At 67.7% G+C, this 19,488-nt stretch carries 21 protein-coding genes; 12 read left to right on the top strand and 9 right to left on the bottom strand.

Translation table 11 applies throughout. The features are described 5' to 3' along the window. The first annotated feature begins 21 nt into the window (after positions 1–21). From CYU59_RS18345 to CYU59_RS18355, 3 genes are read left to right on the top strand one after another with little or no spacing between them, the layout of a single operon-like run. On the top strand, positions 22–747 hold the full coding sequence (locus CYU59_RS18345) for an aminoglycoside 3'-phosphotransferase (RefSeq protein WP_293001245.1): 726 nt from the start codon (positions 22–24) through the stop codon (positions 745–747). A gap of 49 nt (positions 748–796) precedes the next feature. After that, positions 797–2,347 carry a Rieske 2Fe-2S domain-containing protein gene (locus CYU59_RS18350; protein WP_293001248.1) on the top strand — a complete coding sequence of 517 codons (1,551 nt, stop codon included), beginning with the start codon at positions 797–799 and terminating at the stop codon, positions 2,345–2,347. Beyond that, positions 2,344–2,679 carry a hypothetical protein gene (locus tag CYU59_RS18355; protein ID WP_293001250.1) on the top strand — a complete coding sequence of 112 codons (336 nt, stop codon included), beginning with the start codon at positions 2,344–2,346 and terminating at the stop codon, positions 2,677–2,679. Before CYU59_RS18350 ends, CYU59_RS18355 begins: the two co-directional genes overlap by 4 nt. A 94-nt stretch (positions 2,680–2,773) precedes the next feature. Here the strand turns inward: CYU59_RS18355 and CYU59_RS18360 are convergent, their stop codons facing one another. Both CYU59_RS18360 and CYU59_RS18365 read right to left on the bottom strand, forming a co-directional pair. Continuing rightward, on the bottom strand, positions 2,774–4,336 hold the full coding sequence (locus tag CYU59_RS18360; protein WP_293001252.1) for an NAD(P)/FAD-dependent oxidoreductase: 1,563 nt from the start codon (positions 4,334–4,336) through the stop codon (positions 2,774–2,776). Between the two features lie 54 nt (positions 4,337–4,390). After that, entirely contained in the window at positions 4,391–5,014 is a 624-nt protein-coding gene (locus tag CYU59_RS18365; protein WP_293001254.1) for a TetR/AcrR family transcriptional regulator, read from the bottom strand. A 71-nt stretch (positions 5,015–5,085) separates the two neighbouring features. Between CYU59_RS18365 and CYU59_RS18370 the strand changes: the two genes are divergently transcribed. Further along, a complete protein-coding gene (locus CYU59_RS18370) occupies positions 5,086–5,571 on the top strand; it encodes a DUF2834 domain-containing protein (protein WP_293001256.1) in 486 nt (161 codons plus the stop codon). Here the strand turns inward: CYU59_RS18370 and CYU59_RS18375 are convergent. Next, positions 5,568–6,701, bottom strand: coding sequence for a GGDEF domain-containing protein (locus CYU59_RS18375; RefSeq protein WP_293001259.1), 1,134 nt, complete (start codon positions 6,699–6,701; stop codon positions 5,568–5,570). The genes CYU59_RS18370 and CYU59_RS18375 overlap by 4 nt on opposite strands. 121 nt (positions 6,702–6,822) lie before the next feature. Further along, positions 6,823–8,079: a serine--tRNA ligase gene (serS, locus tag CYU59_RS18380; protein WP_293001262.1), complete on the bottom strand. Its 1,257-nt coding sequence runs from the start codon at positions 8,077–8,079 to the stop codon at positions 6,823–6,825. Between the two features lie 97 nt (positions 8,080–8,176). Here serS and CYU59_RS18385 point away from each other — a divergent pair, with 97 nt between their 5' ends. From CYU59_RS18385 to CYU59_RS18395, 3 genes are all read left to right on the top strand, one after another. Continuing rightward, entirely contained in the window at positions 8,177–9,616 is a 1,440-nt protein-coding gene (locus CYU59_RS18385; RefSeq protein ID WP_293001264.1) for a septum formation family protein, read from the top strand. 4 nt (positions 9,617–9,620) lie between these two features. Next, the gene (locus CYU59_RS18390) at positions 9,621–9,971 is read left to right on the top strand and encodes a metallopeptidase family protein (protein ID WP_293001266.1); all 351 of its coding nucleotides are present in this window, start codon (positions 9,621–9,623) and stop codon (positions 9,969–9,971) included. Between the two features lie 62 nt (positions 9,972–10,033). Next, a complete protein-coding gene (locus CYU59_RS18395) occupies positions 10,034–10,336 on the top strand; it encodes a hypothetical protein (protein WP_293001484.1) in 303 nt (100 codons plus the stop codon). Between the two features lie 4 nt (positions 10,337–10,340). On the opposite strand, the gene CYU59_RS18400 is transcribed toward CYU59_RS18395, so the two are convergent. After that, on the bottom strand, positions 10,341–11,012 hold the full coding sequence (locus tag CYU59_RS18400; protein ID WP_293001268.1) for a histidine phosphatase family protein: 672 nt from the start codon (positions 11,010–11,012) through the stop codon (positions 10,341–10,343). Next, complete coding sequence (gene pheA / locus CYU59_RS18405; RefSeq protein WP_293001270.1) at positions 11,009–11,935, bottom strand: prephenate dehydratase; 927 nt, start codon at positions 11,933–11,935, stop codon at positions 11,009–11,011. Before pheA ends, CYU59_RS18400 begins: the two co-directional genes overlap by 4 nt. A gap of 88 nt (positions 11,936–12,023) precedes the next feature. Between pheA and CYU59_RS18410 the strand changes: the two genes are divergently transcribed. From CYU59_RS18410 to CYU59_RS18425, 4 genes are all read left to right on the top strand, one after another. Continuing rightward, positions 12,024–12,836 carry a DUF2470 domain-containing protein gene (locus CYU59_RS18410; protein WP_293001272.1) on the top strand — a complete coding sequence of 271 codons (813 nt, stop codon included), beginning with the start codon at positions 12,024–12,026 and terminating at the stop codon, positions 12,834–12,836. A gap of 30 nt (positions 12,837–12,866) precedes the next feature. Then, entirely contained in the window at positions 12,867–13,655 is a 789-nt protein-coding gene (locus CYU59_RS18415; protein WP_293001274.1) for a type II CAAX endopeptidase family protein, read from the top strand. Continuing rightward, positions 13,652–14,779, top strand: coding sequence for an LCP family protein (locus CYU59_RS18420; protein ID WP_293001276.1), 1,128 nt, complete (start codon positions 13,652–13,654; stop codon positions 14,777–14,779). The genes CYU59_RS18415 and CYU59_RS18420 overlap by 4 nt, the downstream gene beginning before the upstream one ends. 132 nt (positions 14,780–14,911) lie before the next feature. Further along, positions 14,912–15,457: a ferritin gene (locus CYU59_RS18425; protein WP_293001278.1), complete on the top strand. Its 546-nt coding sequence runs from the start codon at positions 14,912–14,914 to the stop codon at positions 15,455–15,457. A gap of 15 nt (positions 15,458–15,472) precedes the next feature. On the opposite strand, the gene CYU59_RS18430 is transcribed toward CYU59_RS18425, so the two are convergent. The 3 genes from CYU59_RS18430 to CYU59_RS18440 form a co-directional block, all read right to left on the bottom strand. Beyond that, a complete protein-coding gene (locus CYU59_RS18430; protein WP_293001280.1) occupies positions 15,473–16,297 on the bottom strand; it encodes a glycerophosphodiester phosphodiesterase in 825 nt (274 codons plus the stop codon). A gap of 4 nt (positions 16,298–16,301) precedes the next feature. Then, the gene (locus tag CYU59_RS18435; RefSeq protein ID WP_293001282.1) at positions 16,302–17,438 is read right to left on the bottom strand and encodes a DUF4328 domain-containing protein; all 1,137 of its coding nucleotides are present in this window, start codon (positions 17,436–17,438) and stop codon (positions 16,302–16,304) included. Between the two features lie 123 nt (positions 17,439–17,561). Beyond that, positions 17,562–17,906 (bottom strand): rhodanese-like domain-containing protein, encoded by a 345-nt coding sequence (locus CYU59_RS18440; protein ID WP_293001285.1) that lies wholly within the window; start codon positions 17,904–17,906, stop codon positions 17,562–17,564. A gap of 793 nt (positions 17,907–18,699) precedes the next feature. Here CYU59_RS18440 and CYU59_RS18445 point away from each other — a divergent pair. After that, entirely contained in the window at positions 18,700–19,323 is a 624-nt protein-coding gene (locus CYU59_RS18445; RefSeq protein ID WP_293001287.1) for a superoxide dismutase, read from the top strand. Positions 19,324–19,488 lie beyond the last annotated feature (165 nt).

Consider the following 19,488-nt stretch of genomic DNA (forward strand, 5'->3'; position numbering starts at 1 on the left):
GGCCTTTAGGAGGATCGAGGCATGACGATTCCGACCGGCCCGCTTCCGGTACCGGCCAGTGTTCGCGAGATCGCCGGCGGTGACGACGTGCAGCCGGTCTGGGTCAACGAGCTCGGCGGAACGACTTTCCGCGTCGATGGTGACACCGGCCCGACGTATGTGAAGGTGTCGCCAGGCAGTCTCGCCGACGAGGCCGAGCGGCTGCGCTGGGCCGGCCGCTACGTTGCCGTGCCGCAGGTCATCGGCGTCGGTCCCGGGGGATCGTGGCTGCACACGGCCGGGCTGCCCGGCAGGTCCGCGGTCGATCCGCACTGGCTGACCCAACCCCTGGTGGCGGCCCGGGCAATCGGCGTCGGCCTGCGCACGCTGCACGACCGGCTACCGGTTTCCTCGTGCCCGTTCGACTGGTCCGTCGGCCGGAGGCTGGCCCAGGCGGCGCCGTCGGCGCGGGCCGACCTGAGCGAGCCGCCGCCGGTCGACAAACTGGTCGTCTGCCACGGCGACGCATGCGCGCCGAACACAATCCTCGACGACGACGGCCGGTACCGCGGGCACGTCGACTTCGGCGACCTCGGCACGGCGGACCGGTGGGCGGACTTGGCCGTCGCGTCGCTGTCACTGGGCTGGAACTATCCCGACGCGTCGACGGAACCGGTCTTCTTCGCCGCCTACGGGATCGAGCCCGACGAGCTGCGGATCGACTACTACCGGCGGCTCTGGGACGCCGGGGACGTGCCTTCCGGCTAAACTCGGTGCCGCAGGCAAGCGTTGCAACCCCGGCCCCCGAAAGGCGTAAGTGCAGGTCACAAGCATCGGCCACGCCGGCTTTCGGATAGATTCGCCGGCCGGCAGCATTCTGTGCGACCCGTGGGTCAACCCGGCGTACTTCGCGTCGTGGTTCCCGTTCCCGGACAACAGCCGCCTGGACTGGGACGCGTTGGGCGACTGCGACTACCTGTACGTCTCGCACCTGCACCGGGATCACTTCGACGCCGAACTGCTGACCAAGCACGTCAACAAGGACGCCGTAATCCTGCTCCCGGACTATCCGGTGCCGGATCTGAAGAACGCCCTGCAGCTGCTCGGGTTCCACCGGTTCTTCGAGACCACCGATTCGGTGAAGCACCGGCTCAGCGGTCCGAAGGGCGGGCTGGACATCATGATCATCGCGCTGCGGGCGCCGGCCGATGGGCCGATCGGCGATTCCGGGCTGGTGGTCAGTGACGGCGTCACCACGGCGTTCAACATGAACGACGCGCGACCGGTCGACCTCGACGTGGTGGACTCCGAGTTCGGTCACGTCGACGTGCACATGCTGCAGTACTCCGGTGCCATCTGGTACCCGATGGTCTACGACATGCCCGAGCGGGCCAAGGAGACGTTCGGCATCCAGAAGCGGCAGCGCCAGATGGACCGGTCCCGTCAGTACATCGCGCAAGTCGGGGCGACCTGGGTGATCCCGTCGGCGGGCCCGCCGTGCTTCCTCGACCCCGAGCTGCGTGACCTCAACGACGACCACGACGATCCGGCCAACATCTTCCCCGACCAGATGGTGTTCCTCGACCAGCTGCGCCGCAACGGCCACGACCACGGCCTGCTGATGATGCCCGGGTCGACGGCCGAATTCAGCGGCCCACAACTGACCTCGCATCAGCACCCGCTGCCCACCGACCAGGTCGAGGCCATCTTCACCACCGGTAAGGCCGACTACATCGCCGACTACGCCGCGCGGATGGCGCCGGTGCTGGCCGCCGAGAAGGCCCGCTGGGCGCCGGCCACCGGCGACTCGTTGCTCGAGCCGCTGCGCGCGAAGTTCGAACCGATCATGCTGGCCGGCGACGAGATCTGCGACGGCATCGGCTACCCCGTCGAACTGATCATCGGTGCCGAGCGGGTAGCCCTCGACTTCCCGAAACGGACTGTGCGCGAACCGATTCCCGACGAGAAGTTCCGGTACGGTTTCGCGATCCCGCCGGAGCTGGTGCGCACCGTGCTGCGCGACGACGAGCCAGACTGGGTCAACACCATCTTCCTGTCCACCCGGTTTCGGGCCTGGCGGGTCGGTGGGTACAACGAATACCTCTACACCTTCTTCAAATGCCTCACCGGGGAGCGGATCGCCTACGCCGACGGCTGGTTCGCCGAGACCCACGACGATTCCGCGTCGATCACCCTGGACGGCTGGGAGCTTCAGCGTCGCTGCCCCCACCTGAAGGCCGACCTGTCCAAGTTCGGCATCATCGAGGGCAATACTTTGACCTGCAACCTGCATGGCTGGCAGTGGAACCTGGACAACGGCCGCTGCCTGACCGCGCGGGGCCACCAGATTCGGAGTTCACGACAATGACCGCCGATTCCTACGACGACGGGCTGGTCCTGCTGGACCGCGAGGCGATCACGCTGCGCCGCTACCACTTTCCGTCTGGCACCTCGAAGATCATTGCGCTGCAACAGGTCCGGGGTTACAAGGCCGAGCCGCTGGGGCTGCTGCTGCACCGGTTTCGCGTCTGGGGCAGTTCCGACCTGCGGCGCTGGCTGCCGCTGGATGTGGGTCGGCCGTTTCGGTCGACGCTGATCACGCTGGACGTGCCGGGCACCCGGCCCAGCCCGGCGTTCACCCCGGCCGATGCGGACCAATTCACCGCGCTGCTGGATCGACTGCTCGACGCCCGCGGCTGACGCCATCGGTCGCCCTTCGGCGACTGTGCAGGTTGTGCGCGGGAGATCGCGCGGATGGCACCCACAACGTGCACAGTCGGTGCGGTGACCGGGCCTAATGCCCCGCGTCGGCCAGCGCCTGCTGGGCCGCGTTGTACCCAGGGATGAAGGTGATGCCCGGCCCGCCGTGGCAGCCGGTGCTGGCCAGGTAGAGCCCGGTGATCGGAAGTGGCTGGCCGACAAAGCCTTTGGGCCCAGGTCGATTCGGCCCGATCTGGTTTGCGTGAAACAGGCCGTGGCAGTAGTCGCCGCCGGGGGCGCCGAACATCACGCCCATGTGTTTGGGCGTGAAGGTGGCGTGCCGGCTGATGCTGCGTTCGAAGTTGGGCGCCAACCGGTTGATCTTGTCGATCACCCGTTGGCCCATCTCGGTTTTCGCCGCGCCGTAGTCCACCTCGCCTTCGATCGGGAACCACAGCGCGAAGGCCGATGCGGCGTGCTTGCCGGGCGGCGCCAGGCCGGGGTCGTTCTGCGAGGGAACCTGGAACACGACGGTCGGGTCGGCGGGCACTATTCCTTGCCGGCAGTCCTCCCATTGCTGCTGGACTTCCTCGGGAGTGCTGAAGATACCGATCGATGCCTGCATGCTCGGCTCGTTGAGCATCTCGTAGGGGGCGACGAATTCGGGCGCTTCGTCCAGAGCGAAGTGCATCTGAATGTAGCTGCCGCGGTGGTCGATTCGCGCGTAGCGGGCGCGGATGTCGGCGGGAAGGGCCGCCGGGTCGATCAGATCGTTGACGGTCAGGTCGGGCGCCAGTGCCGAGATCACGATCGGCGCGGTCACCGTCTCGCCCGCCTCGGTGCGTACTCCACCCACAGTCCCGTCGCTCACCACGATCTCGGCGACGGGGGTGCGCAGCCGGACTTCACCGCCCTCGCGCTTGAGCGTGTCGACCAGATGTGCGGTGAGCGCGCCGATTCCGCCGCGCAGCTTCTTCATCTGCATGGTGTCGCCCTCGGGAACCCCCAGGCCGAACGCCAGCGCGGCCGCGCTGCCCGGGGTGGCCGGTCCGCGGTAGAGCGTGTTGACCGCCAGCACGGTCATCGAGCCCCGCAGCGCGCCGTGCTTCTCACGATCCGGCAGATAGCGGTCGAGCACATCGGTGACCGAGCCGAACAGCATCTCGTCAATGGCCGAGCGCTCGAATTCATTGGTGGCACAGGCATACATCTCGTCGAGTGTCTTGGGTGGCGCCCCGGCGTCGAACCTGCCGAGCGCCCGCGACGGGGCCTGCGCCCACGTCATCAGGCCCGCCATGCCGTTTACCGCGTCGGCACCGTGGACCTCGTTGAGGTGGGTGAACAGCTTGATCGGGTCGCTGTACTGGACCATCGGATCGTCGCCGATCCCACGCAGCGCCACCGACATCACCTCGAGGTCGACGGTCGGAATCGCGTCCAGGCCGAGCTGCTCGCGGACTATCGGCGCGGTGGGAAATTGCACGGAGCCGGCGATCTCGAAGTGGTAGCCGTCGAACAGTTCGACGGTGGACGCCATCCCGCCCGCGTACAGCTTCGATTCCAGGCAGAGCGTGCGCAGACCGGCCTTCTGCAAGAGCACCGCGGCGGCCAGGCCGTTGTGTCCGGCGCCAATCACGATCGCGTCGTAGTCGGTCATCTGCTCGCCTTCCGCTCTGCTGAGCAGGCTGGCAGGGATGCAGAGTTTTGTCAATTATGACGAAACATGTCCGGGCCAGGGTTCGGTGATACCGGCCCGCAGGGTCTCCAGGGCGAGATGACACAGCCGGGCCAGTTCGCCCAGTGAGCGATTGTCGCCGAGCATCCAGACCTCCATCGCGCCGAAGACACCGGCCGCGATGCAGCGTGCCGTCACCGCGAAACGCACCCGGTCATCCGGCTTGGGTTTGGCATCGCCGCTGCGTCGTTGCAACTGGGCGGCGATGGCGTCGGCGAAGTCGGCCTGCACGTCTTGGATGTGTCGGACGATGCGGCCCGGGTCGATCTCGTGATCGCGCAGCGCGGCGATTTTCGCAACGGCATCAACGTCATACGGGAACGCGAAGATCGCCGACTGCACCGAATCGACGATCGCCTCGTTCGCCGGCCGGTCGCCTAACGCGGCACGAAACCAGTTCAGGCCGGTGTAGTCGGCGAACAGCAGATCGTGTTTGGAGGAGAAGTGGCGATAGAACGTCCGCAGCGTCACGCCGGCGTCCGCGGCGATCTGCTCGGCCGAGGTGTCTTCGACACCCTGGGCCAGGAATCGGACCAGCGCCGCCTGGCGCAGCGCGTCGCGAGTGCGTTCGCTGCGCGCGGTCTGCGCGGGACGGATCATCCGAGTAAGTTACCCCAGCAGACGTTGTGTCAATATTGACAAAACTTTGACGGCGGGGTCAGACTGCGGCGATGGTCTCGCTTCTCACCCACGCAATCCTCGGCATCGCGGTCATCACGTGGATCGTCACCTCGAACCGCCAGGTGTTCTCCCGTCCCGGTGGCGGCGCGCTGTTCTCCCCGCTGGAGGCGCTGTACTACGCAATCGAGATCGCCTCGATCGCGCTCGGCTGGTACTTCAACATCCGCTTCGTGCAGGAGTATTCGCACGGCTCGACCAACCCGTTGTGGGGTGAGCACGGCAGCTGGGCCGAATACATCCGGCTGATGTTCACCAACCCGGCGGCCAGTTCGGCGAGTCAGGACTACACGATCGCCAATGTCGTTCTGCTGCCCCTGTTTACGATTGTCGACGGCTACCGTCGTGGCTTGCGGCGACCGTGGCTGTACTTCGTCTCCAGCCTGTTCACCAGTTTCGCGTTCGCGTTCGCGTTCTACTTCGCGACCATCGAGCGCCAGCACCGGCACGCGACCGTGCGGGTCCGAGTTCCCGCCTAGGCGCTGACGCCGTCGCGGTAGTCGGTCTCGTCGTCGGAGTAGGTGGTCAGCGGCTGCGGAAGCGGCCATTCGTGATGGCCGACCTGATTTCCGCCACGTCGTTTCGCGGCGTACATCGCCGCATCGGCGGCCGCGATCAGCTCGATGAGCAGGTCGCTGCGGCTGCCGGTGCAGTAGGCGGGATGCACGCCGGCGGTGCCGACACTGGCGGTGATGCCAAACGGCAGGGCGGCGATCTCCTCACACAACTGCTGCGCGCGGCGATGCACCTCGTCGGGATGCCAGCAGTCGGCGATCACAAACTCCTCGCCGCCGGAGCGGCCGATCACCGCGCTGTCATCGGTGGTGTCGCGCAGCGCCCGAGACACCGAGACCAGTGCGTCGTCGCCGGTGCTGTGGCCGTAACTGTCGTTGAGCTGTTTGAAGCGATCCAGGTCGATCACCGAGACCACGACGTAGGCCTGCTGCTGGCCGCCATGCTCCAGGCAGGCCTTGGCCCGTCGGTGGAAAGCACGTCGAGTGAACAACCCGGTCAGCTGATCCCGCTCGGCGCGCACCGCATCGGCACCCAGGACGTGCACGACCACCTGGATGCCGAACGGCACCGCCAGATTGAGCAGCAACAGCAGCATGCAACAGCACACCGCCGCCATGCCGTTGAGCCGTTCGGCAACGCGATAGCCCTCGAAGCCACTGATCAAGCTGGCGACGGTGAAGTTGTAGGCCATCAACGACGCACGGTGGAACAACGCGATGTAGCTGGCCATCGTCGCGAACGTGGTGCAGGTCAGCATGGCGATCAATGGATCGCTCTGGGCCACCGTGATCAGCGCGATGCAGACGCTGGACCCCAAGGCGAACCGGATGGCGGTGCGGCGGCTGGGCCAGCGCGTCGCCCAGAGCAACGAGCCGGCGGCCGCGCCGATCGCCGCGGCAATCGCGCAGGTGAGACCCACCGGACCGGTCGGGCCGCTCGGGGTGAAGATGGTGCCGAGCGCAACCAGCGACAAACTGCCCGCGATGACCGAGACGGTGATGCGGGTGAGGGTGTCCATCCCGCGGGCCGTCAGATGCGCACTCAGCCGGTCGTAGTGATCGGACTGGTGCCACCACTGAGCGAGCCAACCCATCGCGCTGTAACACCCCTCAGACGCGGTTGCTCATCACCGCATGCACAACTCCAGTCAGAGATGATAGTTGAGCAGATAAGGCAACGGCTGGGCTTTGCTATCGGCGACCGCGGCCGGAGCGCTACCTCGGCTCGAGCACCTCGGTGCCGACGAAGGGCACCAGCGCCGCCGGAACCCGCACACTGCCGTCGGGCTGCTGGTGGTTTTCCAGAATGGCGACCAGCCAGCGGGTGGTGGCCAGCGTGCCGTTGAGCGTCGCCGCGATCTGCGGTTTGCCGTTGCCGTCGCGGTAGCGGGTGGCCAGCCGGCGGGCCTGGAAGGTGGTGCAGTTCGACGTCGAGGTCAGCTCCCGATACGCCTGCTGAGTGGGCACCCAGGCTTCGCAGTCGAACTTGCGTGCCGCCGACGACCCCAGATCGCCCGCGGCCACGTCGATCACGCGGTACGGCACCTCGATGCGGGCCAGCATCTCGCGCTGCCAGCCCAACAGCCGCTGGTGCTCGGCTTCGGCGTCGGCCGGATCGCAGTAGACGAACGCCTCCACCTTGTCGAATTGATGCACCCGGATGATGCCCCGGGTGTCCTTGCCGTAGCTGCCGGCTTCGCGGCGAAAACACGACGACCAACCGGCGTAGCGCAGCGGGCCGTTGGCGAGGTCGAGAATCTCGCCGGAGTGATACCCGGCCAGCGGCACCTCCGACGTACCGACCAGGTAGAGGTCGTCGGCCTCCACCCGGTAGATCTCGTCGGCGTGGGCGCCGAGGAATCCGGTGCCGGACATCACCTCGGGGCGCACCAGAACCGGCGGGATGATCGGCACGAAACCGTTGTCGGCGGCCAGCCGGATCGCCATGTTCAGCAGACCGAGCTGCAGCAGGGCACCCTGGCCGGTCAGGAAATAGAACCGCGACCCGGACACCTTTGCGCCGCGTTCCATGTCGAGCAGGCCGAGCGCCTCGCCGAGTTCGAGGTGGTCTCGGGGATTGTCGATCGCGGCGGGTTGGCCGACGACGTCGAGTACGGCGAAGTCCTCTTCACCGCCGGCGGGGACGCCGTCGATGGTCACGTTGGAGATCGCCATGTGGGCGGCGGTGAAGGTGGCTTCCGCCTCGGCCTGCCGCGACTCCGCGGCCTTGACCTGCTCGGCCAACTCCTTGGCGGTCTGCAGCAGCGCCGGCCGCTCGTCGGGCGAGGCCTTGCCGACCGCCTTGCTGGCGGCCTTCTGATCGGCGCGCAGCGAGTCCGCGGCCGCGATCGCGGAACGGCGCGCGGTGTCGGCCGCCAACAGGGTGTCGACCAGCGTCGGATCCTCGCCGCGCTTCTGTTGCGACGCACGCACGAAATCAGGATTGTCCCGAAGCAACCTCAGGTCGATCACGGGCTAGAACCCTACGCGGTCCGCTGGGGCGACCGGCAATCATTTCACTTCTGTAACAGCCGTCACAGAGCCGCGCTGGCCTGTCAGAATGGAGGTGATGTGGCACGTATCTGAGCGCGACGACGACGACGCCTCGGGCGCCTCAGTGGCGCCGGGAGCCTCGGCGTACAAGCGTCGACTGCCGCGCCTGCGCCTGTCGACTCCGCAGGCGACGTTGCAGCCATCGGCGACCCGACGGGCGCTGCTGCTGACCGCTCTGGGCGGCTTGTTGATCGCCGGCCTGGTCACCGCCCTGCCGATCGGCGGTGGTCCCGGACGGCTGGCCGGCTACATCGACCCGGTGCCGCCGACCGGCGCCAAGAGCAACGACGCCTTCACGCACGCGGTCGGTGGCAACTGCCTGATGTGGCCGGAGCGGATGCCCGAGGCCGCCAACATCGTCGACTGCAAAGACGAGCACCGCTTCGAAGTCGCCGAATCCATCGACATGCGCACCTTCCCCGGCTCGGAGTACGGGCCGTCGGCCCCGCCGCCCTCGTCCACCCGTATCGAGCAGATCAGCCAGGAGCAGTGCGAGTCGGCGGTCCGCCGCTATCTGGGCGCCAAGTTCGATCCGAACAGCAAGTTCGTCATCAGCATGTTGTGGTCGGGCGACAAAGCGTGGCGGCAGTTCGGCGACCGGCGGATGCTGTGCGGACTACAGCTGCCGGGCTCCGGCAACCAGCAGGTCGCGTACAAGGGCAAGGTCGCCGACGTCGACCAGAGCAAGGTCTGGCCGGACGGCACCTGCCTGGGCATCGACCCGGCCACCAATCAGCCTACCGACATTCCGGTCGACTGCGTCGCGCCGCACGCGATGGAGGTCACCGGCACGGTCAACCTGTTGGCCCGGTTCCCCGAAGGCGTGCCGCCCGAGCCGGAGCAGGACGGCTTCATCAAGGACTCCTGCACCAAGCTGACCGACGCCTTTCTGGCGCCGGTGCAGCTGCGCAGCACCACCCTGACGCTGATCTACAGCACGCTGTCGTTGCCCAGCTGGTCATCGGGCAGCCGTCAGGTCGCCTGCAGCATCGGCGCAACCCTGGGCAACGGCGGTTGGGCCACATTGCTGAACAGCGCCAAGGGCGCGTTGAAGATCAACGGGCAGGCCCCGGTTCCCCCGCCGGACATCCCGCAGGAGCGGCTCAACCTGCCGCCGATTCCGACCGGACCGGAGCCCAGCGGGGGCGCCTCCTCGACCAGGTCGAACGGATCCGGAGCCAACGGGTCGGCGGGAACGAACGGGTCGTCGGGAGCCAACGGGTCCTCTGGATCGAACGGGTCGTCGGGAACGAACCCGCAACGGCAGGGCAACCAGCACCTGCCCGGCCAACCCTCGCCCGCTCAGCAGCCGGCCTCCCCGGCGCCGCAGGCACCGGCCTCCCCCGCGCCGCAAGCACCGGCCCCCGCGCCCGAGGGTCCGCCCGCCGAGGTACCGGCGAACCCGTTCGCGCCCGCGCCGCCCGCCGCGGAACCAGGGCCCGGGCCGGGGCAGTAACCCGGTGACCGTTCGGATGGATCCGCAACGGTTCGAGGAGCTGGTGTCCGACGCGCTCGACCTGGTTCCGCCGAAGCTGGTCGCGGTGATGGACAACGTCGTCGTACTGGTCGCCGACCGCCACCCCGACGACGACGAGCTGCTCGGCCTGTACGAGGGCGTGGCACTGACCGAGCGGGATTCGCACTACGCCGGCTCGCTGCCGGACACCATCACCATCTACCGGGACGCGCTACTGGAGATCTGCGACGACGAGGACGAGGTCGTCGAGGAGGTCAAGATCACCGTGATCCACGAGATCGCCCACCATTTCGGCATCGACGACGAACGCCTGCACGAACTGGGCTGGGCCTGAGCCAACCGACGCCGTGGGCGCGGCAGCACGGATCTGTCGGGGATCGGTGCTAGAAACGGCTCATGGAGACAGCCGGCGACGATGCAGAGCAAAGCGATGAGGAGAAGCGGCTGATAAGGCCAGCCGGCGACGATGCAGAGCAAAGCGATGAGGAGAAGCGGCTCGCGAGCTCAGGCTGCCGCGACTGCCGGGCCGGCTTGGAGCACTGCCACGGCACACTGATTCACCACTGGCTGCATCGATCCGAGTGCACCGACCACGATTGCGCCGGACCGGAATTGCTGCCGCACACGTTCGTCCTCGACTGCGACGCGGTCGGGTGCGAATGCGCGTCCATCGAGGCGCGCTCGGCGCTCGCGATCTGAGTCGTCAGCCCATCGGGTCGGCGGCCGAGTCGATCTCCTCGACCTCGGGCGCGAACGGCGGAGTGTGCGTTCCCCACTGCCGGCAGCTCCATCCCCCGTCGCCTTCCGGCGCGAGCACCACGAATTCGGTGTTGGCCAGGTGATGATCGATCGCGAAAGTGCTTGGCACATCTGCCAATACAGCTGCCGTCAGCCGGATCGCCGCGCCGTGACTGACGACGACGATGTCGCCGGTCCAGCCGTCGTCGTCGAGGTAGCGGGTCCGTAATTCCGCCAGCACCGGCAGGTAGCGGTCCAACACCTGATCGGCGCTCTCGCCGCCCGGCATCGCGACGTCGCGCTCGCCCTTGAGCCAGCGCTCGTACACCGCGTTGAATTCGTCGACTGCGGCGTCGTCGTTTCGGTTTTCCAGGTCACCGACCTGCACTTCGTGGATACCGATGACCTCGCGGGCGGGAACCTCGACCAAGCCACCGATCTCCGTCGCGGTCTGCACCGCCCGGGTGGCCACCGAGTGCAACAGCAGACCGGGCGGCGCCGTCAGCGCCTTCGCAAAATCGCGGGCCTGTTCACGGCCCAGCGGCGTCAACTCCGCCCCCGGCGGTCGGGTGTCCAACCGCTTGTCGACGTTGCCGACGGACTGGCCGTGCCGCACCAACACCAGCCGGCCGCTCATTGCGGTGTCCCCTCACGTAACGCCTCGAGCCAACGTGTCGCCTTGTCCAGCGGAGGCGGCGGCGCGCCGGCTACCTCGCCCGTCGGCCAGGAGCCCAGGTAACGCACATCGGTGCAACGCTGATGCAGCGCCTTGAGGGCCTCGGCGACGGCGTCGTCGTCGATGTGGCCGACGCAGTCCAGGAAGAACACGTAGGTGCCCAATTCGGTTCGGGTGGGCCGAGATTCGATTCGGGTAAGGTCGATACCCCGGATCCCGAACTCGGTGAGCGTCGACACCAGTGCGCTCGGCGCGTTGGCGATCCGCAACACCACCGAGGTCCGGTCGGCTCCGGTGCGGGCCGGCGGCCGACCAGGCCGGCCGACCAAAACGAACCGGGTGCGCGCGTTGGCCTCGTCGACAACGCCCTCCGCCAGGGTCGACAGGCCGCGGTGCACGGCGGCCAGCGGTGAGCTGACCGCGGCGTCGACCAGTCCGTCGGCAACCTGTTGCGCCGCATCGGCATTGGAGATCGCCGGTCGCAACTCGGCGCCGGGCAGGTTGGCGGCCAACCAGTTTCGCACCTGGGCGGCGGCCACCGGGAAAGCGGCCAGCGTGTGGACGTCGGCGGCGGTCCGGCCGGGCTGGACGGCGATGCTGAACGCGACGTCCAGCGTCAGCTCGGCGAAGATCTGCAGCGGTGTCCCGATCGCCAGGCTGTCCAGCGTCGGCATGATCGAGCCGTCGATCGAGTTCTCGATCGGCACGCAGGCGAATTCGGCCGCGCCGTCCCGGACGGCGTCGAGCGCGGCGATCGTGCTGTCGACCGGCAGCGGGTGCGGGGCATCCGCTGTGGCCTGTGGAACCAGGCCGGCTTCGGTCATCTGCAACAGCGCCGCTTCGGTGAAGGTCCCCGCCGGACCGAGATACGCGATGCTGGCCACGACCAAAACCCTATCGGGTCGTAGGGGTTGCGCCGTCCGATCGTGTTTAGTTAAGTAAGGCTTACCTCACTTGTTAGGACGGTCACCGATGACACTCGCCCACTGCCCGGCGCCCACAACGGCCGAGCGGATCCGCAGCACCTGTGTCCGCGCCGGCGGCGCGCTGCTCGCGGTGGAAAGCGCCGAGCCGCTCACCACGCCGCTGCATCACCTGCTCGCCGACGGTTCGTTTGCGGTCGGCGTCCCCGCTGACGGCCCAGTCGCCGCACAGCTGGTCGACGCCGGGCCGGCGGGCGCCCAGACCGTGCTGGAGCTGGCCGATTACGCCCCTTTGCCGCTACGCGAACCGGTTCGTTCTCTGGTCTGGATCCGCGGTCGGCTGCACCAGATCGCGCTGCCCGAGGTGCGCGAGATGCTCGATTTGATCGCCTCCGAGCACCCGCATCCGGCGCTGCTGCAGGTGCGGACATCGGCCTCGCGACCGGTGGATGCGGACGGGCCGGCCGACACCCAGTATCTGCTGGCCCGGCTGGAGATCGAGTCGGTCGTGGTCACCGATGCCACCGGAGCCGAGGCTGTCGACTCCGCCGCGCTGCTGGCGGCGCGTCCCGACCCGTTCTGCGCATTCGAATCATGCTGGATCCGTCACCTCGACACCGCCCACCGCGATGTCGTCGCGCGGCTCGCCTCACGCTTGCCGGCCCGGTTGCGGCGCGGTGACGTCCGCCCGCTCGGCATCGACCGGTACGGCATGCGGCTGCGGGTGGAAAGCGCCGAGGGCGACCAGGACATCCGGCTGCCGTTCCGGGCGCCGGTGGACGACGTGATCGGGCTGGGCAAAGCCATCCGGGTGCTGCTGGGCTGCCCGTTCGTCAACGGTTTGCGCGCGCGCCAGGACTGAGCGCCGGCCCGCGCCGGTTACCGTGTCGGGGTGGCCGCACCCGACAGTGAAGCCGACGGTGGGCTAGGCGACGATCAGGCTCTCGAGCGACGGCCGCTGCGTGTCGAGCTCGTGATCGTGCTCGGTGTGACGTTCGGACTCAGCGCCGTCACGGCGGCGTTGCAGCTCGCCGATTCGGTGCTGCGCGGCCTGAGTTCCCAGCGCATTCCGCTCAACCCCAAGCGGTCCTACTTCGACCTGATCGACCTCGGGCTCGACGCCGCGGTCGTCGCGCAACTGGTCGCGTGGGGTGCGCTCGGCCTTTATCTGTTGTGGCGCACCGGATCAGCGCCGGCCGGTGTCGGGCTGAAGCGAATCAATTGGCGCCCCGATGTGCTCGGCGGTGTGGGCCTGGCCGCGTTGATCGGGCTGCCGGGGCTGGGGCTCTACCTGGCGGCGCGGGCCCTGCACCTGAATGCCTCGGTCGTGCCGTCCGGCTTGGGTAACTCGTGGTGGCGGGTCCCGATGCTGGTGCTCACCGCCTTTGCCGACGGTTGGGCCGAGGAGGTCATCGTTGTCGGCTACCTCCTCACCCGGCTGGGCCAGTTGGGTGTCGGGCCTCGCGCGGCGCTGGTGTGGTCGAGCCTGCTGCGCGCCGGGTACCACCTCTACCAGGGCTTCGGGGCCGGGCTCGGCAATTTCGTGATGGGCCTGGTGTTCGGCTACGCGTGGCAGCGGACCGGCCGGCTGTGGCCACTGGTGATCGCGCACGGGTTGATCGACACGGTCGCTTTTGCCGGATACGCGCTGCTGGCCGGGCATTTGAGTTGGTTGACGTGAACGACCCGCGCCGTCGACGCCCGCCGCCACCGGGCATCCCGCCGCCGCGCCCGCTGACGCCGACCCGCCGCGCAGCCGTCGAGACGAAACCGGTCCGCCGCGCCCCCGCCGACCCGAAGCCGGTCCGCCGCGCCCCCGTCGAGCCGAAACCGGTCCGCCGCAAAAAGGCTTGGCTGCAGGTGATTTCGCTGAGCCTGGTGATCGCCACGCTGTTGGGTTGCGCGGCGATCCTGGGCGGCACCCTGTGGCTGGAGTCGGAGCTGCACCGCCAGGCGGCATTGACCGACTACCCGGACCGGCCGGCTGCCGGACCCGGCAGCACCTGGCTACTGGTCGGCTCCGACAGCCGCCAGGGCTTGACCGTCGAGCAGCAGCAGGCGCTGGCGACCGGCGGCGAGACCGGCAACGGCCGGACCGACACCATCCTGGTGGTGCACGTGCCGGCGCTGGGTTCGAGCACCCCGACGACGATGGTCTCCATACCTCGCGACTCGTACGTGCCCATTCCGGGTTACGGCCGAGACAAGATCAACGCGGCGTTCGCGATGGGCGGCGCGCCGCTGCTCGCGCAGACGGTCGAGCAGGCCACCGGCCTGCGCATCGACCACTACGCGGAAATCGGATTCAGCGGGTTCGCCGGTCTGGTCGACAGCCTGGGCGGGGTCACGGTGTGCCCGGTCGCAGCGATCAACGACCCGCTGGCCGGCATCGATCTGCCTCCCGGGTGCCAGGAGCTGGACGGCCGCACCGCGCTCGGCTACGTCCGGAGCCGGGCCACGCCGCGCGCCGACCTCGATCGGATGATCGACCAGCGACAGTTCATGTCGGCGCTGCTGCATCGAGCGGTGAGCCCGGCCGTGTGGCTCAACCCCTGGCGGTGGTACGCGGTGCCGCATGCCGCGGCCGGTGCACTGACCGTCGACAACGGTGACCACGTGTGGGACCTCGCCCGGCTGGCCTGGTCTCTGCACGGCTCGACCACCGAAATGACCGTGCCGATCGGGGATTTCGCCAGTTCCAGCGCGGGCGCCGTAGTGGTGTGGGACCACCAGAAGGCGGCCGCGTTGTTCGATGCGCTGGCCGCCGACAAGCCGGTGCCCGCTACCGTGAGCGAACAGCCCTGATTTATTGGCCGGCCACGGCCGACAGTTGGTGCCGCGCCTCGTAAACCTAGCCTTCGTTTACTTAGGCGACGCTGGCCTCGGTGAGTATTACCTTGGGTGACAAGGCATTTCGAGCTGGGTACGTTGGCGGACATGAGCGATCACGATAGCCACAAGACGAAGTTCCATGCGTTGCTGCAAGAGCAGGTCTTTCACGAGTTCACCAATTCCCAGCAATACATCGCCATGGCCGTGTACTTCGACGGCGCCGACCTCCCGCAGCTCGCCAAGCACTTCTACGCGCAGGCCATCGAGGAACGCAACCACGCGATGATGTTGGTCCAATACCTGCTGGATCGCGATGTGCGCGTTGACATTCCAGGCGTCGACAGCGTGCGCAACACGTTCGACGCCCCGCGTGAAGCGCTGGCGCTGGCGTTGGATCAGGAGCGCGCGGTCACCGATCAGGTCAGTCGGCTCGCGGCAGCCGCCCGCGACGAAGGTGACTACCTCGGCGAGCAGTTCATGCAGTGGTTCCTGCGCGAACAGGTGGAAGAGATGGCGCTGATGACCTCGCTGGTGCGGGTCGCCGATCGGGCCGGCACGAACCTGTTCGACCTGGAAACCTACGTCGACCGGGAAATCGGCCTGCAGCGCAACTCTGCCGACGCACCCGCGGCGGCCGGCGGTCGCCTCTGAGGCCTGCCGGCCCGGCTAGTGCTGGTCGACGCCCGTCAGGCCGTCTTCCAGCCAGGCTTTGACGCGTCCGGGGTAGTTGGTGGCCAGCCACGCCACCCCGATGTCGCGACAGAATCGGACGTCGTCGTAATCGTCGGGCGTCCAGCAGTACAGCGCCCGGCCCTGTGCGGCCGCGCGGTCGACCAGCTCGGGGTGCTCCCGCAGCGTGGCGATCGACGGCCCCACCGCGGTCGCGCCGATGGTGCTGGCCGCGCTGCTCCCCAGAAAGCGGTGGCTGCGGCCCAGCAGCACCGTCGGCAGCAACGGCGCTGCCCGCCGGACCCGCCACAGCGCGGAAGCGGAGAAGGACATCACCACCGCGCGGGACAGATCGGCGGACGCCGGCGATGCGATGCCGAAGCGGTGCAGCAGCGCCAGCACTTTGCTCTCGACCAGCGCGCCGTACCGGACGGGGTGCTTGGTTTCGATGAAGATCTTCACCGGCCGCTTCCAGTCCAGCACCAGCGAGACCAGAGCGTCCAGGGTCAGCAGACCGGTATCGCCGTGGGTCCCGTCGGCGCGCCAACTGCCGTGCCAGGAGCCGAATTCCAGTTCCCGCAGCTGGGCCAGCGTCATCATGCTGACCAGACCGGCGCCGGTCGACGTCCGGTCCAGCTTGCGATCGTGCACACAGACCAGGTGCCCGTCGCGGGTGAGCCGGACATCGCACTCGACGCCGTCGGCGCCTTCGCGCAGCGCGAGATCGTAGGCGGCCAGCGTGTGCTCGGGGCGAGACGCCGAAGCGCCGCGGTGGGCTACTACGAACGGGTGCCGAGAGACCACTTCCTCGGCGAACGTCATGTCCCTATGCTGCCGGTTCTTCACCCGGCAACTCAACCGCTGCAGCAGATTCCGTGCCGCCGACCGGATAGTTCTCGTCGGCGTCACTGACCACCACCCAGCGATGGGCGGGCCGTTCGACGGGTTTGCGCTCGAAGCCCTCGTAGAGCTTCGCGGTCACCAGCGTCGCCGCCAACGCGACCAGGTACGCCACGATCATCGCCACGGTGTTGTTGGCGATCCCCTGGGCGTCCGGCGCTCCGCTGGTGATCGATGCGAATACCGACGTCAGCGTGCTGACCAGCCATATCAGCCACCAGCTCCAGATCACCGGGCGCATCTGGCTGTAGTGGTCTTCGGTCTTGGCCAGCTCGATGACGTACACCAGCGCCCACACCGATCCGAGCAGCGGCAGGCAACAGAACGCCAGGCAGGCCGCCATCAGCGCCCAGCTGGCCAAGTGTTCCGTGGTGGCACCGACGACGGCGAAGATGATCGCCAGCGCCATCGCCGCAAACGGCGGGAGCAAGGTGCCCGTCCACAGCGCCCGCCGGCTGCGCGACTCCGGCAGGCCGGCGTGTTCGAACGCCGCGGCGCGGCGGGCGATCAGCCAACGGGTCAGCAGGAACGCCGTCGTCATCACCGCCGCGACCGCGGCCAGGCTGGCCAGCACGCTGAGCAGCGCGGCCGCATCGGCGACCAGCCAGTTCAACAGGGTGTTGCGGTTGATCACCAGGAGCAGGTATCGCAGCACGTGCACCAGGGCGGCCACACCCAGGGCCACGGCCGACACCAGGAACGCACTGCGGACGCGGTCGGGTGGCGGCGCCTGGCGCTGCTCGCGGCCCGGCCCGCCGTCCTGATCGACCTGATCCCGCAGGCCCCAGCGCGGAATCGCCAGGTAGCGCGGAGTCGGCCCGAGCGGGCGGCGAGGACGGCGCGGCGGAGGTGGCGGCCCGGGGCGCACCGCGATCCACCGGTATCCCGGTGGCAGCCGAGGCGCGGTTCGTGGGCCGGTGCCCCAGCCGCTGGGGAGAGTGGTCGGTGGGGCGGGTTCGGTTGCCGCCGGCGCCAGCAGCGTTCCGTTACAGCGTGGGCACCACGAGCGTTGCTTGTCGCGCACATTCCAGCGGGTGCCGCACTGGGAGCACACTTGGATCATCGGCGGTGCTCCTCGCCATCGCTGCACTCCGCATCGCTGCGCGCTGCGTTACTGCAGTTCGCAGCGTCGGCGGCACGAATCATGAGTTCAGCGTAGCGAAGCGACGACGCCCGACGCGCCAGCTCAGATACTTCCCGGGCTGCCGTCGTTGGTCACCACCGGGCGCCCGGCCGCGGCCCAGGCCAGCATGCCGCCCTCGACGTTGATCGGCTCGAACCCGTCGCGGGCCAGGAAATCGGCGACCTTTGCGGAGCGCCCGCCCGCCTTGCAGATCACGTACAGGGTGGCGGACCGGTCGATCTCGTTGAGCCGGCCGGGCACCTCTCCCATCGGAATGTGTTGCGCGGCCGCCGCGTGTCCTTGATTCCACTCGTCGTCCTCGCGGACATCCAGCAACAGCGTGGACGGCCCGAATTCGGTGGGCAGATCGGCGATGGTGGTTTGTGCCACGGACGGTTCTGAACTCACGGTGACGATCTTGGCACGCGCAGCGAAACAACGCGATGCCCGCCGTTCAGCTAAAACCGGGTATCCACAGTTTCCACAGGTTTATCCACAGGCGCCCCCACCGTCGTTTGCGGCATCGCCGCACGTTCGCGCGCCCGACCCGGCCCACCGTTTGTGGATAACCGTGGGTCGTAACCGCTTCGTGATCGACAGGCTCGTCGAGCACTCAGCGAATTCTTAGCCAGCCTCACGGTGTCTGGCCGCGCCGGCATATGGGGCATGTCACATCGACCGAAGCCGTGTCGCTGTCGGCCCGCCGGGCCACGGGGCTGATTATTCGGCACGCGAAAAACAAGAACTCCAGCAAAAACTTGCTGGTCAGCGGCTCCCGGCAGGCGCAATTTTCCAGGCGGTACAGAAGAGGATATGATCGCGATCACCGAGACATTTTGTGACTCATCTCACGGGGGAAATAGTTGGACGCGCAGGCCGGAGCCACCCGATGACGACGCAACCGTTTGGACCCCAATCGGCGCCTTCGTCGTCGCATTGGTACGCGACGTCAGCGACGTGCAATCGCTCGTACCTACTCGCCGGGCTTCGCGCCGGCTTGATCGCTCTGGTTTTGCTGGCGGTACTCGCCCTCATCATCTGGTTCTGAAGTCAAGCTGCCGGGTACTCGCCCGAGCACCCCGTTCTTGCGGCCTTCGCGGCGATGGAGCAGGGTTGGTTGGGATAGGCCGACCCGCCGTCAACAGCCTCAGAGCGGCCCGTCAGAGTAGATCGGAAACGATCATCACCAGGAAGGAACCGCGTGTCTGATTACACCTTGCCCGATTTGGACTGGGACTACGGAGCCCTGGAACCCCACATCTCGGGTGCGATCAACGAGCTCCACCACGACAAGCACCACGCCACCTACGTCAAGGGCGCCAACGACGCCGTCGCCAAGCTGGAAGAGGCTCGGTCGAAGGACGACCACTCGTCGATCCTGCTCAACGAGAAGAACCTGGCGTTCAACCTGGCGGGGCATGTCAACCACGTGGTGTGGTGGAAGATCCTGTCCCCCAACGGCGGTGACAAGCCGACCGGTGATCTGGCCGCGGCCATCGACGACGCTTTCGGGTCGTTCGACAAGTTCCGCGCACAGTTCAGCGCGGTCGCCAATGGAATCCAAGGATCAGGCTGGGCAGTGCTGGCCTATGACAGCCTGGGCGACAGGCTGCTGACCTTCCAGGTCTACGACCACCAGACCAACTTCCCGCTGGGCGTGGTGCCGGTCTTGCTGCTCGACATGTGGGAGCACGCCTTCTACCTCGACTACAAGAACGTCAAGGCCGACTACACCAAGGCGTTCTGGAACGTCATCAACTGGGAAGAGGTGCAGAAGCGCTATGCGGCTGCAACCTCACAGGCCAAGGGTCTGATTTCCGCCTGACAGCCACTACCTCCCATTCGGGGCGTCGCGCCACTGGCGCGGCGTCCCGAATGCTTTTACCCGGGTGTTTTCGACTTCGTCGGCGTTGATCGACCGTGTCCGCTTGCGGCCGTTGCCGCACTACCGCATGCTGATCGGATCGACCCACCGGCGTATCGCGGATAC

The organism is Mycobacterium sp., assembly GCF_002863225.1.
Classification (GTDB): Bacteria; Actinomycetota; Actinomycetes; order Mycobacteriales; family Mycobacteriaceae; genus Mycobacterium.